Annotated in this window: 16 protein-coding genes; 5 read left to right on the forward strand and 11 right to left on the reverse strand. The window is 44.9% G+C overall.

Annotated elements, in window-relative coordinates:
• Nucleotides 1-8: 8 nt before the first annotated feature.
• The 7 genes from B9G69_RS01505 to B9G69_RS01535 all read right to left on the reverse strand — a co-directional run bounded on the left by B9G69_RS01505 (nt 9) and on the right by B9G69_RS01535 (nt 8,488).
• Nucleotides 9-1,550, reverse strand: a complete 1,542-nt coding sequence (locus B9G69_RS01505) for an amidohydrolase family protein (protein ID WP_141096861.1) — start codon at nt 1,548-1,550, stop codon at nt 9-11.
• Nucleotides 1,551-1,572: 22 nt separating this feature from the next.
• Nucleotides 1,573-2,259 (reverse strand): MarC family protein, encoded by a 687-nt coding sequence (locus B9G69_RS01510; protein ID WP_088614246.1) that lies wholly within the window; start codon nt 2,257-2,259, stop codon nt 1,573-1,575.
• Nucleotides 2,260-2,276: 17 nt separating this feature from the next.
• A complete protein-coding gene (locus tag B9G69_RS01515) occupies nt 2,277-4,097 on the reverse strand; it encodes a sensor histidine kinase (RefSeq protein WP_088614245.1) in 1,821 nt (606 codons plus the stop codon).
• 158 nt (nt 4,098-4,255) lie between these two features.
• Nucleotides 4,256-6,292, reverse strand: coding sequence for a response regulator (locus B9G69_RS01520; protein ID WP_265437921.1), 2,037 nt, complete (start codon nt 6,290-6,292; stop codon nt 4,256-4,258).
• Complete coding sequence (locus B9G69_RS01525; RefSeq protein ID WP_254916729.1) at nt 6,276-6,797, reverse strand: response regulator; 522 nt, start codon at nt 6,795-6,797, stop codon at nt 6,276-6,278. The genes B9G69_RS01520 and B9G69_RS01525 overlap by 17 nt, the downstream gene beginning before the upstream one ends.
• Nucleotides 6,784-7,947 carry a sensor histidine kinase gene (locus B9G69_RS01530; RefSeq protein WP_088614243.1) on the reverse strand — a complete coding sequence of 388 codons (1,164 nt, stop codon included), beginning with the start codon at nt 7,945-7,947 and terminating at the stop codon, nt 6,784-6,786. The genes B9G69_RS01525 and B9G69_RS01530 overlap by 14 nt, the downstream gene beginning before the upstream one ends.
• Nucleotides 7,948-8,056: 109 nt before the next feature.
• Nucleotides 8,057-8,488: a response regulator gene (locus B9G69_RS01535; protein WP_176400889.1), complete on the reverse strand. Its 432-nt coding sequence runs from the start codon at nt 8,486-8,488 to the stop codon at nt 8,057-8,059.
• A 71-nt stretch (nt 8,489-8,559) separates the two neighbouring features.
• Between B9G69_RS01535 and B9G69_RS01540 the strand changes: the two genes are divergently transcribed.
• On the forward strand, nt 8,560-9,297 hold the full coding sequence (locus tag B9G69_RS01540; protein ID WP_088614241.1) for a hypothetical protein: 738 nt from the start codon (nt 8,560-8,562) through the stop codon (nt 9,295-9,297).
• Here B9G69_RS01540 and B9G69_RS01545 read toward each other — a convergent pair.
• Both B9G69_RS01545 and B9G69_RS01550 read right to left on the reverse strand, forming a co-directional pair.
• A complete protein-coding gene (locus B9G69_RS01545; RefSeq protein ID WP_088614240.1) occupies nt 9,233-10,654 on the reverse strand; it encodes a sensor histidine kinase in 1,422 nt (473 codons plus the stop codon). The two genes, B9G69_RS01540 and B9G69_RS01545, sit on opposite strands and share 65 nt — an antisense overlap.
• Nucleotides 10,655-10,718: 64 nt before the next feature.
• On the reverse strand, nt 10,719-11,264 hold the full coding sequence (locus B9G69_RS01550) for an adenylate kinase (protein WP_088614239.1): 546 nt from the start codon (nt 11,262-11,264) through the stop codon (nt 10,719-10,721).
• Between the two features lie 85 nt (nt 11,265-11,349).
• Between B9G69_RS01550 and B9G69_RS01555 the strand changes: the two genes are divergently transcribed.
• The gene (locus B9G69_RS01555; RefSeq protein ID WP_088614238.1) at nt 11,350-11,796 is read left to right on the forward strand and encodes an OsmC family protein; all 447 of its coding nucleotides are present in this window, start codon (nt 11,350-11,352) and stop codon (nt 11,794-11,796) included.
• A gap of 5 nt (nt 11,797-11,801) precedes the next feature.
• Nucleotides 11,802-12,617, forward strand: a complete 816-nt coding sequence (locus B9G69_RS01560) for a PPK2 family polyphosphate kinase (protein WP_088614237.1) — start codon at nt 11,802-11,804, stop codon at nt 12,615-12,617.
• On the opposite strand, the gene B9G69_RS01565 is transcribed toward B9G69_RS01560, so the two are convergent.
• Complete coding sequence (locus tag B9G69_RS01565) at nt 12,614-14,218, reverse strand: FAD-dependent oxidoreductase (RefSeq protein ID WP_088614236.1); 1,605 nt, start codon at nt 14,216-14,218, stop codon at nt 12,614-12,616. The genes B9G69_RS01560 and B9G69_RS01565 overlap by 4 nt on opposite strands.
• 245 nt (nt 14,219-14,463) lie before the next feature.
• Here B9G69_RS01565 and B9G69_RS01570 point away from each other — a divergent pair, with 245 nt between their 5' ends.
• The gene (locus B9G69_RS01570) at nt 14,464-15,564 is read left to right on the forward strand and encodes a GGDEF domain-containing protein (RefSeq protein ID WP_254916728.1); all 1,101 of its coding nucleotides are present in this window, start codon (nt 14,464-14,466) and stop codon (nt 15,562-15,564) included.
• A gap of 36 nt (nt 15,565-15,600) precedes the next feature.
• Here the strand turns inward: B9G69_RS01570 and B9G69_RS01575 are convergent, their stop codons facing one another.
• Nucleotides 15,601-16,101: a GAF domain-containing protein gene (locus tag B9G69_RS01575; protein ID WP_088614234.1), complete on the reverse strand. Its 501-nt coding sequence runs from the start codon at nt 16,099-16,101 to the stop codon at nt 15,601-15,603.
• 524 nt (nt 16,102-16,625) lie between these two features.
• On the opposite strand from B9G69_RS01575, the gene B9G69_RS01580 reads away from it, so the two are divergent.
• On the forward strand, nt 16,626-17,561 hold the full coding sequence (locus tag B9G69_RS01580) for a S8 family peptidase (protein WP_088614233.1): 936 nt from the start codon (nt 16,626-16,628) through the stop codon (nt 17,559-17,561).
• Nucleotides 17,562-17,563 lie beyond the last annotated feature (2 nt).

Consider the following 17,563-nt stretch of genomic DNA (forward strand, 5'->3'; position numbering starts at 1 on the left):
TCCTAATTCTAATGAACGTGGTTAGAGGATGTTGTCTCGGTTGCCGCAGCCATTTTATTTGCAGCCTCCATTTTCAATTTTTCAAGTGTGTCTTGAGAATAGAATTTACCATCGCGAATCACGGCACTGATTTTATGAAGATTTGCAACGCTTTGAACTGGGTTTGCATCAAGCAATACCAAGTTTGCGTCTTTACCCATTTCTACAGTTCCCATGCTGGTACGCTTTCCTAAGAATTCTGCGCTATTCAGAGTCGTCATTTGCAAAACCTTTAGTGGAGTCAAACCCGCCTTAGCCAACAGATCAAATTCTTGGTGCAATGAAACTCCTGGAACAACCCACATGCCGCCAACATCAGAACCCGTTAGCATTTTCACGCCTTGTTGATCAAAAAGCTTCACAAGTTTCATATCCATTTGCGTAAGCTGACGTAAAGTTTCGCGCGCCACGGGTTTTACAGTTTTAGTGAACTGCTGCGAAACTTCATTCCAGTATTCCCGAGTCGCGCGAGGTACATATTGCAAATTCGGCGACTTTGAAAAATCGGCCTTATCCGCCATCTGCATCGTCTGATTACGAATCAATGTTGGAACGTGCCATGTTTTAAAATTTGCAAACGTGTCGGCCACTTTTTTACATTTTGAATCGCTATAGGTATCAATGATCATGCGCGTTTTTAAAAAGGCATTTTGATTGGCCATGAGGCGAACCAACAAAGGATTAGCAATTGTCAATTTGCCGATCTCCGCACTCATGTTGACGTTGGCTTCGGAGCCAATGGCTTTACGAGCAGCCGCTTCATTGGTAGAGCAGCTGATTAAAACAGAATCAACAGGCCCTAGGTGTTCGATGGACAACATACCCTGCTTAGAGGCCTGAACCGCATCAACCCCTGCCGGTATATGACCCGCAAAGTATTCGCCTTCCTTTTTAGCTTCTGCCAAAGCCGCAAAAAAGGCACTTGGTGAAACGTCGACCACTTTAATAAAGTCAGCACCTTCAACGCGTTGTTTTTGTACCAGCGCTGTTGCTGCTTCCGGCGTTGAAGCATTGCTTCTTACAAGGACGGGCCCAGGCATCCCTAATAACTCCGGAGAGTCCTCTGGCAATGTCAGTTTATTGTCTTTACGTTGATTTAAAAGCTCATCACTCCCTGACATCTGACGATACCCTGTGATACCGTGAGCTAACATCACTGCTGCCATTTCCTGTGATGAAGCCTCATCGAGGATATGAGCATGCATGTCGTTATAACCTGGCACCAAGTATTTGCCTGTGGCATCGATGATTCGTTTTCCGCCCTGCTCGCCAATCATATCAGCCGGAATGATTTTTGAAATTTTCCCCGCATCAATCATTACAGCCATATTGGACTGCAATTGACCATTTTGAGTATTTACGATTGTTACACCTTTAACGATGATACTTTCGTGGATTTTTTTTACGGGAGTATTGGATGTGGACTGAATACTGCTTCCACCAGCGCAACCAATAACTGAACTTGTTAACAACGTGCTAATTAGGATGTTTTTCGTTATTTGTTTTTTCATAACAAAAACGATAGCCCTAATTTCAGCCTTTGGTAAGAATTTTTGCAATTCCCAAGACGCCGTCCACCACAATTTGGATCCCTACACAAAACGTCAAAAAACCGCTCAGTTTGTTACAAACTTGCAGCGCTTGTAGATTCAGTCTGTCGAGAATTGTTGGTGTCAATGAATAGCACGCGAATATAACGGCTGCCATCAGTAAACACGCGACTGAAGTCGCGAGCAAATTGAACATGTGAATCGCTGGATCTACGTGATAACTATTAGCACTCAGTGCCAAAAGGACGGAAATGGTGCCTCCGCCCGTCGTCGTTGGAAAAGCCAACGGATAAAACAAAAGTGACTTCAACGACTTCGATCGCGGATGATCTTCGTTATCTACGACTTTTTCTTGATCTTCGGAAGGTTCTGTCGCTGTTAAAATGCTAAGGCCCATGCGCGCAATCAAAATGCCGCCGGCGATTTGTACCACCGGAACAGAAATCCCAAACAGCTTAAAAAAGAATCCGCCCAAAAGAGTGAAAGCGATGCAAATACTCAAACAATAAAGCGCTATGGCTGCGGCTGCCTTAATACGTCTTTGGCTGGGTTGTCCTTTTAAAAATGGACCGACGATAAAGGCACTGCCAATCGGATTTACTGGTGGAAACAACGCCACAAAGCATACGAAAACATAATGATAGAAAGACGCAACCGAGATCGAATTCATTGTTTTTCAAACGTACCCTAGTTACCCAGGCGCTGCAAGTTGGGAAAAATCAAACGCACTGTCGTGCCCGATTCTGCATGCAAAGTATGGTGAAAGGATTCCACTTCAATTTTTCCGCCAAAAATCTTCATATATTCAGAAACGAGCGAGGTGCCTATACCCGTGCCAACCTCATTACTTGCGCCACGGTGGGAAATGAGTTTCTTGGCGGCAAACACAGTCTCAATTTCCTCTGGCAGAATACCCATGCCTTGATCGGTGATTTCTAAGACCCTGAACTCACTGTCGTCAATCAACTTCAAAGAGATGAGTTTTTTGGCTTCACTAAATTTAATACAATTCGACACAATATTTGATATCACTTGATTTGATAACGCAGCTCGATCTGCGCGGACCATAGCCTCTTGAGGAACATTCATCTGCACACGAAGCTGTTTTTCTCGCAGTTGCCAGGCATAGTGATGAAGGACTTCTTCACAAACGGCTCTTAAGTCCACCAATTCCATTTCAGCATTTTCTTTAAACACATGAAATACCTCTTCATGACGAACCGATGCCAAAATCTGAATCAACTGTTGAGTCGAATTATAAATTCGATCCAAATGAACTGAAGCTGCTCCCCTATCGACATGGGATCTTAACATATCAGAATGATAAAGGAGTCCTGACACCGTATTTGCCACATCGTGAGATAAGACACGAACCAAACGATGATAACGTTCTTTATCTTCAGCGGCACGTAGTGCGCGGCGCTTTTGCTCGTCCAAGACACGGATTTTATAAGCGAGGCCTAAAGCTAGCACCAGCATCTCACCAAAATTTGCAAACAATAAGGAATACTGAGTCACCGTATTGCTAGGAATAATTCCATAAAAGGAAGCCAACCACACAAAGGTTCCACACAGAACTACAGCCCAACTGCAAAGAAAATAAGTCGCAAGTTTATGCGCATGGCGCAGTAACATATAAAAGCCGCAGAAGATAAAAAACAGGATTGCTAAAGCGATCGAGGCATCAATCCAAAATCCTAAAAAGAAAAGGTTCCGGTGAGATGGCACCCAAAAGCTACCTATCATCGGCACCACAGCCAACACTTTAAAAACTCTGAGTCCCCAAAAACCCATTGGAAATTCTTGGGTGATATTTAAAAAACGCTCAACAAACAAGCATCCTGCAAACAAAGTAAGCGAAGAAAAAAACATCAAGTAATTGGAAAAAACCACAACTTTATTTGGGAAAATATAAGTATCCACAACTCCATGCAAAACAAGTGCAGTAGCACCAAAACTTGCTGCAAAAAATGAATAGTAAAGGTAGTCCTTTTCATTCGTAAAGATGCCCAGAAAAAAATTGTAAACAACCAGGGCAAGAATGCCGCCCAAATAAAAATAGAAAATAGTCCGTGCATGGTTTTCTTGATGTTCAAACTCGGCCTCATCCGCCAAGAAAACTTTCGTGTTGAGAGCATGGTGCACATCGCGTTTTATATAAAACGTTCCGTTTTCTTGAGGACCTAGTTGAATATGAAACGCAGCTAAGCGTGACGAGTAAGCCCGCTCCGCTAAGGAATAACCCGGTCCCGAATATTGAGGACGGTATTTTCCATCCTGCCACAACGTCAGTCGACCGACCTGGGGTGAATCAAAGTAAAGAATTTTCTCTAAGTGGTCATCGCTGTTGTTGTTAATTTTAATTTGAAACCAAGGATCATTGGCTGAATAGCCCTGCCGCAAGGAGGAGTTCGATTCAGAACCAAACTCAATTTGTTTGGGATCGCTCACACTCACCGGGCTGTAGCCTACTCGTACACTTGGAGTTAGGTCCCAAGAAGATGCCATGACCGCGCTAGTAAAAAACAAAGGTACGCACAAGATAAGAATTCTACATAGCGAGGTCATGATACTGGGATATCGGCTGCTCTCCTAGCGGGATGAAGCGATTCAGAAAACATAACAAGAACAAAATGAATCAGCACTTTGAACCAGCGCAAAGGTGCTTAATTGCTTGCGATGGAAGTCGAGGAGCCTGAAGGTGCCAGCTCTAATATTTTTTGTTTTAAGAGCGGTAAATTTAAAGGCTTGGGCATATGAGCCTGAAATCCTACGGAGAGGGCTTTATCAATATCTTCCTTTCCGACATAGGCGGTCAACGCGATAGCAGAGGTTGCAGGCCGACCCTGGGCCTCTTCCCATTGTCGAAGCTGGCTGATCAACGAATACCCATCAAGAATAGGCATACCAATATCGCAGATGATCACATCATATCCCGTGTTTTTAGCTAGATCTAAGCCTCGTTGGGGATCACTGGTGCCTTCTACCGTTGCACCTGATTTTTTTAATAAATGTTGTAGTAAATTCAGCGAGTCTTCGGAATCATCAATCGCTAGCAAATGCATTCCCCGCAGATTTTTGTTGGGGACGGTTTGCTCCGGCTCTGGCGGTTTCTCTACGGGAGTTGCATCTACTGCGCGCAGCTGTTGTATAGGAACATGGATTGTAAATCGCGTTCCTTGATTTCTGCCGGCGCTAAATACTTCAACTGTGCCTCCATGAAGCTCTACGATATGGCGAACAATTCCCAGCCCCAACCCTAATCCCATATGTTGTCGAGTGATTGCTGAGTCTTCCTGCCAAAACCGATTAAACACATCTTGCTGATTTTCTGCTATGATTCCTACGCCGTTGTCTTCGATGGTAAATTCGAAAAGATCATTCACTTTGTTCGCAAATATTTTTATGATTCCCTCTTGCGGGGTGAATTTCACTGCATTAGAAACCAAATTCCAAATCACCTGGCGCATGCGATCACGATCTCCCCACATACGACCCAGGTTCGGAGACACGTGCAATTCTAAATGAATTTTTTTGGCGGCCATGGCAAGACTTAAAGATTCGATACTTGAATCTATCATTTCATCTAGGGCGTAAAAGCTCAAATCAAGCTTCATTTTCCCTGTGATGATTCGCGACATGTCTAAAATCTCACCGATCAATCGAGTCTCGATCTTAAGATTTGTATCAATAATCTCCATCGCACTTTGATATTCTTCGGAGCCAGGCTGTGATTCCCGAACGATTTCCAAATAGCCGGTTATAATATTCAATGGGGTTCTTAATTCGTGAGAAAGTGTCGCTAGAAATTCGTCTTTTTTCTGATGCGCCTGTTTTAAACTTTCAATTTTTTGTTGCAAAAGCTTTTCTAAATAAACGTGGGTCAAAACAGAGGATAAGATATTCGCAACAGCTTTTATAAATTCAATTTCGTCATACTTAAAAGTGCGATCACGGTGGTCATAGATCATCATCACCAGCGGCGGGATTTCCACATCCTTACTGACGATGACCACGTTCACACCAGAGCGAAGACCGGATCTCAACATCATTTCTTTTTCATGTTGCATCCCTAGAAACTCAAGCTCGCCAAAAAGAAATGGCACACCATCACTGGGTCTTTGCGCCAGTGCCATTTTACCCGCCTCAGGCGGCTCCGTGAAATGTACATAGTCCACAAGCAAGGAATTCATCAAAATCTGACGGCAGCGAAGTTTGACCTTTTCAGCATTCACCTCATTCAAGGCGAATTGACTTAAATCCGACAGCAACGCCGTCTGATGAAGCTGATGTTTGATTTTAATTTCAGATTCCTTGCGCTCAATCGAACTTAGAATAGTTCGCGCCATCAGCTCGGATGATAAATGTGCTTTATTTAAGAAATCAGAGGCTCCGTCCTGAGCCGCTTTGATAGTACTTCCTCGGTCATCAAGCGCCGACAAAACAATGATCGGTGCCTCACCTGCAACCCTGGCGACGCGAGGCAGAGTTTCCATAAAATTGCTATCCGGAAGATGCAAGTCCAACAGAACAGCATCAAATTTCTTTTCTGTGAGACGCTGGACGCCCTTCGCAAGATAGAATTCTCGCGTGACAGTGATCGCCATCGAGTCAACACGACGCAAATGTCGAGAGATAATCTCGGCATGCTCGTCGTTATCTTCGATTAGCAAAATGTCTAACTTCTTAGGGTCGACTTTCACTCACACTCCCATTGGGCTTGGCACCATTGATACCATTGCTTCCGTTTTGTTTTTTTTCTGCAGCTGGAATATTCCAAATTCCCCAATAGCGAACAATCTCGTCGGTCAAATCTTTAAAGCTTCCCAACTCAAGCGGTTTAACTAAGTAACTATTTGCATAGAGCTCATACGCTCTGGTGCGATCCGATTCAGCGTCTGAAGTTGACAGAATCACTACGGGGATTGAATGCAAAATGGGGTCTTCTTTAATGTACTGAAGAACCTCGTGACCGTCCTTCTTGGGCAGTTTTAAGTCCAAAAGAATAAGATCCGGCAGTTTGCGCTTTTCTTCTTGTTTCTTTTGTTCCAAATATTCAATAGCCTCGACACCATCTTTCGATCGCTCCACACTGCTACTGGATGCCGCACGCGCAAGCAGGCGAACCACGATCCCTGCGTGATCATCATCGTCTTCAATCAAGTGAATCGCTAACGATCTTGGTTCTGGACGTTCAGTGGATTCCATCGCGATTCTCCTTGAACTGTGGCTGTTTGGGAAAGCATAGCCAGAATGTTGCACCATGCGGAGGTTCGGATTCGACCCACGCTCTGCCACCATGGAGACCCATGATACGAGAAACGATGGTGAGCCCTACGCCAGTACCCTCTTTCTGGGTATCGAGTCGTTGAAACAGTGCGAATATTTTTTTGTGATATTGGGGCGGAATACCAGGACCATTATCTTTAACACCGATATTCCATTCTTTTTCAGTTTCGTTCTGAACAATCTCTATCGTGTTGGTCTCTCCCACGGCAGCGTATTTAAGACCATTGATTACAAGATTTTCAAAAACCTGAGTCAGACGTTTTGCGTCCCCCAGTACAACAGGCAGATCCGCAGGAATAATTAAATCAGTCTTTTTATCATCCAGCTGATCTTTGAGATCTTTTTTTATTTCATTAATCAGCATGGTCAGATTAATCGAAGCTACCTTCAGCTCCATGCGCGAAGTTCGTGAAAGTTGTAACAAGTCGTAGATCAGTTCATGCATTTTTTTATTGGCTTTTTCGACCCGCTCTAATGAATCAATAAGATCATTATAGCGCCCCGCCTGCAGATCTTCGCGCAAGAATGAAATATAAGAGCTGCTTGTCACCAACGGTGCCTTTAGATCATGTGAAACCGTATAGACGAATTGTTCCATTTCTAAATTCTTTTGCTGAACTTCATCGTACGCTCGCAACAACATCAAATCCATTTTTTTACGTTCAGTGATATCCACAACCGACGCGACAACGAAATTTCCTTGCTCAGTTTCTAAGGGATTTAGCCCTATCTCTACCGGTATTTCGCTGCCATCTTTGCGAATTCCGCGCAGGTCGCGTCCCGCTCCCATTTGACGTTTAGAAGGATGAGCAAAGAACCCGGTGCGATGACCGACGTGGTTGGAGCGGACTTCTCGAGGAACAAGAATCTCAAGGCTTTGTCCTAATAACTCACCCTTATCATAGCCAAACAGCTTTTCCATCTCTGCATTGCACATCAAAATTTCGCCGCGTTGATCGACAACAATCAAGCCATTCGGAACCGAGTCCACAATGATGTTGAACTTGTTGCTATCTGACTTAAAAGCCGCATTTGCTGAACGTACTGAGGGCTCTTTGTCCGCTTCCATGGATTTCTCCCGTATACTTTAATTTGACAGACGCGAAATGCATTCTCTAGTTACAAGGATCTCGGTTAATAAAATACACAAGTGCTTATTTGTTTTGACCAGTTTTTATTTACTGCAGAGGCGGTCGCAGTTCGCTGGCTCCCGGTGACGCCTCCATCTTTCTGCGCATATCTTCAACCATAATCAATTGCGACACCCTTAAATGCAGAAGTTTCGCATCGAATGGTTTTTCAATAATTTCCACGCTCCCAAGCTTGGCGGCTTCGGTCTGCAATTCCAAGGACGGGTTCCCCGTTTGTACAATGGCAACAGTGTTCACATTATTGGCTTTCGCTTGTGCCACAATGGCTATACCAAAGCCTCCATCTATGTTTTGATCTGTGACAATGACGTCAGGCTTTAGGGCAGTCAGGATTTTAATGGCCGTATCAAAGTTCGTTGTGAATTCAACCCTTTGAAAAAGATCCTTCAGAGAATCGACGATCATTTCCCCCAGGTCGTGATCATCCTCGACCACCAGGAGATTCATTTTCTGCGGCATATGTTGCATCCTTTGAGGAGTAATACCCACTAGATTGATCTGAACACTTTCACTTTGCAACCGGAGTACAAATGGATTTTAACAAAATGTTATTTGCCGAAAAAAGTAAGTTGAATGAGCACGTGTTGATGCATTGGATTCGAGCTTCTAAGACGCCGTTGTCGTTCGCACCTGCCATGAGTTTCTTTGTGCTGGGTTTTAAGGATTTGCTACTGAATTGTGAATATCCTAACGCCACGACAACCTTGGAAAAGGCTGTCAACCATCACTGTCGTGAAGACCTAGAACACTGGCAACTGTTTTTAGAAGATTTGGAGACCATGAATGTAGGGCAAAGTGCGTGGGGAACAAAAACTACAACCGCCCTTCGTCAAATCTGGTCAGATGAAAACTGGAGAGTTCGCCAAGCGACTTATCGATTGATGTCCCTGACATTCCAACATAAAAGCCCGGGTGTGCGACTGCTGATGATTGAATGTCTGGAACTGGCCTTTGCTGTGTTTATTGAGGCTGTTCGTGCATCTGACTCTCACTCGCCAGAAGCTCTAAAATACTTTGGTGATCACCATTTCTTTGAAGAAGCCAGCCACCAACAAGGTAGTTGGATTGATGAAACACATCAACTGAATCTCAATGATCTCAGTCTGACGGACGAGGAAACAAAGGCCGCAGCAATGATTGTTGTTGAAGTATTCGAAGGCTTTCATTTGATGTTTACATCTTGGTACAGACAACGTGCGATCTTTACATCTCCGCCGCCGGTCGCGATTCCGAAAGAATCGGCTGCATTACGACCAAGGGAAATTTAACGCGCATATTGACGCCCACGGTGCGCGCAAAGGCGGCATCTTTATATCCGGTCTGAAAATCTATACGTCCATGCATCATATCAACATAGGCCTTCACCAAAGGGAGGCCGAAGCCAGTACCCTTTTCATTATGAAGTCCTTTGCGTGTGGTGGCACCCGTGAACGAGAATAATTTCGGCGCAATGCTCGCCGGAATACCAATGCCAAAATCAATCACTTCGATCGTCAGACTGCGTGCATCTTCGCTCAATCGAATTACGATCTCCTCCCCTCGCGGGGAAAATTTAATCGCATTACTTAAAAGATTTCCAATAATCTGACCTTGCAGCAGATGAGAATCAATCATGACCGCTGAATGGCGATTCTTACGGTTATCGATGAATCGCACCGTTAAGTTTTGCGCAGCCAACTGCTCTGCATAATACTGAACGGCATTTTCGGCGGATATCATAGGGTCCGCGACTTTAAGATCCAAATTCTTTTTGCCAGCGTTCACTGCTTGCAACTCGCGAACCTTTTCAATTGTGGATACTATATAGCGCAGTGATTTCCCTAAGCGATCTAATACGGGAGTTTGCTCCCCACCTTCCATTTTGCCTAAGGACATCATTGCTGTGGTCACTGGCGTCGCAAGATCGTGGATAAGAATCGAAATCAAAGCTTTGTTACGATTGTCGAGATCCACCAACTCCTTCGTTTGTTTGGTGACCTCATCCTGCAGACGACTGCTGTATTGGGCCGCCAATTGCCAAAGAAGAAAAGAAGGAAAAAAGATCGAAAATGCAAAGGTCAAAAGAAACGCAAAAGTGAAACCAAAGACCGCCCCCGATTCACTGCTGCGCAAGAAGGGGTAATCCAGATAATGAATTGCCAAAAGGACCAACAACAGAGCCAAAATTCTAAAGCCCTTCGAATCCCCCTTAGATTCACGGGAGACCTTGGCATTTCGCGCCTTCAAAGCGGCGCAGAAAAGTGGCATCGCGATTGCTATCGCCGAAAATATAGAGGCGAATTGGAAAGACCCCGTCAAATTAAGAGTCACCAACCCCAAAACTATTAAAGTGATTGGAATCGTGTAAACCCAGTAGCGTCTTTCAGGATTTACCAAAAGAGCGGCCGTGATTTCATAGTAAACCCAGCTAGCCAAGACATAAAAACTATAGGCTAACAGCATCTTGTAATCGTAATTTACAAACTGACTTTGCAGAAAAAAGTTTATGGATGTGATCACCCAACTGAGGGTGATGTACCCAAAAATACGATTCCTATGGATGTACCACAAGGCTGCAGAGGTAAAGACATTTACGAGCATAGTTCCGGCAAAAACCAGAATGACGATATGTAAATTTGGGCTCATCCCACAAGTGTACGCCGGGGAATTTGAAGCCCCAACTGAATTCAGGATTTAGAGATTTTCCCTGTCAAAGACCACCGTCAACAAAACCAAATTTGGAAAGATGTCGCAGTTGAGAGACTTTACGAATCCACACCACTTTTCCCTTTAAACCATCACGATTTAAAATTCTTAAAAGCTCCGGTCGCATCAAACGATGAACATTGCCGATGGTTTTATAAAGCTTTTTAGTCTGATCCCAAGAAACTTCAGAACATCCTGCCGGCAGCTCTTCACGGGGAAACCATATATTTTTGATCTGCCGTTTTGTTGCCCACCAATAATGCCGCCAAATGGGGAAATCAATCATCACTATTTGATCAGCCAATTGAAAACGACGCTCAATAATATCTAAGGGACCATATCCATCAATGATCCATGATGTCTGGTTTTGGACTTCTGTTAGGAGGGCAATGGATTCTTTATGAGGACGAATTTTCATGCCAGCAACGAATTGGATGGAATCAACGTGGGTCAACGGAAGTTGATACCTCTTTGCCAAATGACGGGAGAGGACTGTTTTACCAGCGCCGGCATTTCCAATGACTGCAATTCTTTGGGGAGTTTGTGACATTCATTGATCTTTAGCAAACAACGGAGGCAGCGGTCAACGTCTCGCTGATTCCCTTCTATTCTTGGGTTCACAAAGAGAGGTTTACATGGAAAGAAAAGCATCCGTGCAATGGAAAGGAAATATTCAACAGGGTCAAGGAGAAGTATCTACGGAAAGTGGTGTTTTGAATCGCACACCGTACTCGTTCAGCCGCCGTTTCGGCACAGAAAAAGGGACGAATCCCGAGGAACTTATCGCAGCAGCCCATTCCTCATGCTTTGCAATGGCCTTATCAGCAGCTCTGACACAAAAAGGGTTCACTGCAGATACTTTGAACGTAAATGCTGCAGTAAGTATTGAGAAAAATGGCAGTGACTGGGTCATCACTCATTCCAATCTTTCTTTGCGAGCCAAAATTCCTGGAATCGACCAAACACAGTTTAAAACCATCGCTGAAGAAGCTAAAAGCAACTGCCCTGTTTCAAGACTGTTAGATACTGAAATCTCTTTAGATGCGGTTCTTGACGAAGGTGAAGCTCGCGCGACACACTAACGAGGATGATCAAAGAAAAACATTTTTATCCGATATCCAAGAATCTCTCCAAAGTTCCGACTGAAAGTGGCTCGAAAGGTTCGCCTAAAAAAGCTCTTAAATCGGACTTTGAAGAGATCATCGAAAAACTGGCCGACCTTCAGGAACTGATCTTTGCGGAAGCAAAACACAAAGTTCTGATCATTCTGCAAGGCTTAGACACCTCCGGTAAAGATGGGACCGTCAAACACGTTTTCGCGGCGGTTAATCCGCAGGGCCTGCGCGTGGTTTCATTTAAGCGCCCGACCGAGTTAGAAATGCGCCACGATTATTTATGGCGTATTCACAAGCAAACACCGGAACGTGGAGAGCTTGTGATCTTTAATCGGAGTCATTACGAAGATGTCGTTATTCCGACAGTTCATAAGACTTTATCATCGTCTCAGATACAAAATCGTATCGATGATATCAATGCCTTCGAAAAAATGCTGTTTGATGAGGGGGTCACTGTCCTTAAATTCTTCTTGCATATCAGTCGTAAGGAGCAGGCCTCCAGACTGATGGAAAGAATTCACAATCCTAAAAAGCACTGGAAATTTGAATTAAGCGATTTGACCGAGCGCCGGCACTGGCATTCTTACCAAAAAGCCTATGGGGAAGTTATAATAAAAACACATCATCCCGACCGTCCATGGTACATTATTCCTGCTGACGACAAGGACATGCGCAACTATATCATTTCATCGATCTTGGTGGACCGCTTGCAAAAACTAAAACCCGTCCTACCTAAGTTCGACAAAAAAACCTTTGCGAAAATAAAAAAACAACTGAAAAAAATTTAAGGGCTCGGTTCAAAATAATTCGGTGGTGGTGGTTCGGGTTTTCTGAGATGGCGTTCATAATCTCTGACGATATCCTCCACCTTTTGGTAGTCGATACGATTAAGGGCTTGTTCTACTTTTAAGTTTTCTAAATCACGTCCCACCGACATAAATGCTGCCACCCGATCACCTTCGTAATAGACGACTGCAAAATCATCTTTGCCGGGATCTCCCAAAAGATCCATGCGATCAAAATGGTCGGAATATCCAATATAACAAATGATCTTATCGAACTGCTGAGTCCAGAAGAAAGGAACATCCTGATATTTAAGCCTTGCTCCCAGAATATTGCATGCCACAACTTGACCATGTCTCTCGGCGACTTCCCAGTGCTCCACGCGAATAGGACGAAGGCTGCGCGGATCAGGCCAACGGGCAATATCACCGGCGGCATAAACACCAGGAACCGTAGTCTGCATGTATTCATCGACAATAACTCCATGATCTATTTCACACCCCGCTTGTCGGGCTAGCTCGAGGTTTGGCTTAATACCGACACCGACCACAACGAAATCACATTCGATCTTTGTATTGTTATCCAGAATGACAGATCTGCTGTTGATTTCTTTCACACTGTGGCCCAGGTGAAACCGCACCCCATGGGACTCATGGGTCTTTTTAATATAACTTCCCACGTGGATCCCCAGATTTTTTATCAGTGGTAGTTCCTCGGGTGCAATGACATGAACATCAATACCCCTCTGTTTTAAAGAGGCAGCGACCTCCAACCCGATAAAACCCGCGCCAATCACAGCCACCGTTTTCGATCCATCACATTTATCGATGATGCGGTGACAGTCCTTTAAAGTTCTTAACATAAAGACATGAGGCTGATCGATACCTGGAATAGGAGGAGAAATCGGCTCTCCCCCAGTGGCTAGGACCAACTTATCGTAAAACAGTGTTTTATCATTCGACAACAGAACCGATCTTTTCGCGGAATCCACTTTCACTACTGCGACGTTCAGATTCAGCTGAATTTTATTTTTATCAAAGAACGATTCCTTAAGAATTGGTAGCCAATCATCAGGCGCAGTTCCTGATAAATAGTCCTTAGATAAATTCGTGCGGTCGTAGGGAATGGAATCGTCGTGACTGATCATTTGAATGGTTCCCGCGAAACCCTGACGCCGTAGCATTGCTGCACAAGATGTCCCTGCTGCTCCTCCGCCGACAATCACGACGTGCTGGCTTTCTGTGCCTCTCACGATGGGACGTGGAATTGTCTTTTTGCCTGTTACAAAAATCTTGTCGTCTTTTACTTCCGTTCGCCAACAGGAAATTGGCACCAATGCGGGAGCTTTTTCTGCCTCGCCCGTTTTTATATTAAAACTAGAGTGATGCCATGGACAGTGAATATGATGACCAGCTAACAAACCTTGATTAAGGGGACCGCCATAGTGCGTGCAATTCGCACCAACAGCGTAAATTTCGCCTTCAACTTTTGCCAATAAAACGGCTTTATCGCCCACATGTCCAAGGATGGTTTCACCTTCTTGAATCAGATCTACCGAAACGCCTTTGGTAAAATCAGGGCCGGTAACCTGTGCGCTGATGGCCATGGAGTGACTCCTTTTTCGTCAGATTTTTAGCAGTTCAAGAATACTTTAATATTGTTACAGCGTGGACTTGAGCAAACCTTCACATCGTTGCGAAAAAGCACCACAGCAGGTGTATCATTGTGAGAATCGACCCGACTACTGTCGAGAAACCATAAACCTTCGCCTCGCATTTTCCGAAACAGGTAGCATGCCCTCCGACTTAGTCGGAGCGGTTTGCTACCCGGAGGCTTAAGTTGAAGCAGTGGATGAAAAAACTGGTTGATCAGTTGGATATGGACTGGGGATCAGAACAACATGCGAAAACCAAAAGTGATAACAAACCGAATCTCTCAGAAGACAGAGCGACCCTTCTCTTTATATTAGATGTCTATAATAAGAATCTATTTGAAGTTCAGAATCATTCTGTGCGCAAAGTGCGCGCAAAACTGGATACGGTTGCAAAAGAACTTATGACCTTAGAAGGCGAAGAGCTGGAAAATGCCCTGTTCCGCTTTCGCCAATTTATTTCAAGCTATCGTATTGACGAAACGACTTATGTGCAAAACACCTTCGATGATTTTAAACGCATCATCTGGGATTTTGCCGACAACTTGGGCGAAGAAGTGGCTGCTGAAGCAAGTTCCGAAGACCAAGTGAATTCAAGTCTTGCAGGCTTGCGCGAAGCCGTGGAATCAAACTCCATCGAAGACCTGCGCGCAAAATCACGGGAATTTATCGACTTTTATCTAAAGCATCAGACGAATTCCAACGAGCGCCGCTCTAAACGCATGGAAACAGTTAAAAAGAGCCTTTCCACAGTTAAGAAGCAATTGATGGAAGCCAATCGCACTATGCGTTCGGACCATTTAACTGGAGCCCACAACCGCAAGAGTTTTGATGAACAGGTAAAACGTTATATTCAACTGAATCAATTGGATCACGATCCAGTGACGATGTTGTTATTTGATATCGACTTCTTTAAAAAGATCAACGATGCCTATGGGCACGATATCGGGGACTTCGTATTACAACAGTGTGTGCGCTTGCTTCAAGAAAGCTTCAGCCGCGAAGTCGATTTCGTGGCCCGCTTAGGAGGAGAAGAGTTCGCCGTGATCCTTCCAGGCTGCGACACGAAACAAGCAATTAAAATGGTCGATGACTGTATGGCGAAAATCCGTAAAGAAGTTTTCGTTCACGGAAACCTAGAAATTCGCTTTACGACCAGCCTAGGAATCGCCCAACTAGAACCGGGCGAAACTCCAGACGGCTGGTACAAACGAGTGGACGAAGCCCTCTACACATCCAAACAAACGGGCCGCAACAAATACACAGTTGCAAACCCACCCGGAATCAAAAGAGTCGCATAACCAAAATAAAAAGGCCGGTCACCCCGGCCTTTTTTTTTACGCAAATGAGTTAGGCCACACCGTCTTCTCGATAAGAACCTTGCAGATATCTTGCAAACCCACCAAGTCCTCCTCATCAAAGCGATTCAAAACGGGAGCATCCACATCAAGCACCCCCAAAAGGCGGCCGCCAATGACGAGAGGAATCACAACCTCACTGCGAGACCGAGCATCACAAGCGATATGCCCTGGAAACTGATCCACATCAGGAACAAGCTGAGCCTGCAAAGACCGCGCAGCAGTCCCACAAACACCCTTCCCCATCTTAATCCGAGTACAAGCCGGCAACCCCTGAAACGAAGAAAGCAAAAGCTCCCCGTTATGATGAAGATAAAACCCCACCCAATTAATCTCAGGCAAATGCTGATTCAAAAGAGCCGAAAAATTCGCCAGATTCACAAACCACTCAGCCTCGGCAATACCCATGGCTTCAGAAACCAACTCTTTATAAAACTTAGCCTTATCACTATAAGAAATCCGAACAGCAGATACTTCCATAAGAAAACTTCTACCACACCCTCCCCCCATCTAAGCCATAAAACTTTCTAACAAAGCCCATAAGTCAAACCAGCCCCTCAAATTCTAATGACGGCATGACGAAGCAAATTTGAAGGCCCCCTCGAAGCTGGCTTAGGCACAGCTGACTTGGACTGTGCATGCAGCGACCTCCGTGGGCGCCACGATGGCGCGCACCCGCCGCAGGCGGGCCACGGCCTGAGCCACGGATGGCGTGTCGCGGAATGCGCAGTCCCAGGCAGATGGGACTAAGACAGATTCGAGGGGGCCTTCAAATCCCCGCGACGAAACTGTTCCATCATAAGCATTTATAGGGGTCAGAAAGGACGAACTTATCTACCCCTGTTTAAAAGTTACCTATGTCTGTCGTGTTTTAGACACCTGAACCACCGCAAGACCCTGTATATCCACTTCTAGACACAAGTGACAAATCTCCGAATGAGACCCCATTAGATTTATTTATACCTGGCCCGCCGTGTGCAATGTCCCTCATCACGGGGGCACAAATGAGATCACTTAATCTATTTCAAAAAACTTTCTTTGGAATCATCTCAGCAACTCCATTTTTGTGGCCGTCAATTGCATGGCCTCGCACGAACGATCACGATCAGGATATCGTGATTGCGATCATCGACACAGGAGTGGACATTAACCACCCTCTTATTAAGAACAACCTTTGGACCAACCCAAGGGAAAAAACAAATGGACAAGATAACGATGGCAATGGATATGCCGGGGACCTCCACGGATGGAATTTTGTTTCTGAGAACAGCGACGTGAGTGATAACCACGGACATGGGACTCACATCGCTGGTATTATTCGCCAAAGAGCACTTTCCCCCAGAGTGAAGTTTATGATTCTTAAATATTACGATCCGGAACAAAGTGGTCGCGTGAATTTGATCAATACCGTTCGTGCAATACGGTATGCGATTAAAATGAAAGCGGACATAATTAATTATTCTGGCGGTGGCGACACACGCAGTGCTCTGGAAGAGCAAGCTATCCGTGAAGCCCAAGAGAAAGGAATTCTCTTTGTCGCTGCCGCCGGCAATGACGGTCGTAATACTGACAAACTGGGATATTATCCAGCCGGATATAACCTAAGAAATATTATTTCTGTCGCCGCGATGGATTCGGATCGTCACCTGATCGACAGCAGTAATTATGGATCTAAAAGCGTTGATATCGCGGCCCCGGGCAAGAACGTATACTCTTCCCTGCCCGGCGGCCAATTTGGAATGATGACAGGAACGTCACAGGCGACGGCTTGGGTAACGGGACTTGCGGCCGCCCTTATGTTGCAAAATCCAAATTTGCGTGATCCTGAACTTATTAAAATGAAATTAGAAACAGAAGGTGTGCGCGATCAATCCTTGGCAGGAAAACTAAAATCTCCAGTTAGGATTACCGCTTTACAGAATGATATCTCGAGCCTATAACA

The organism is Bdellovibrio sp. SKB1291214, from assembly GCF_002209355.2.
Classification (GTDB): domain Bacteria; phylum Bdellovibrionota; class Bdellovibrionia; order Bdellovibrionales; family Bdellovibrionaceae; genus Bdellovibrio.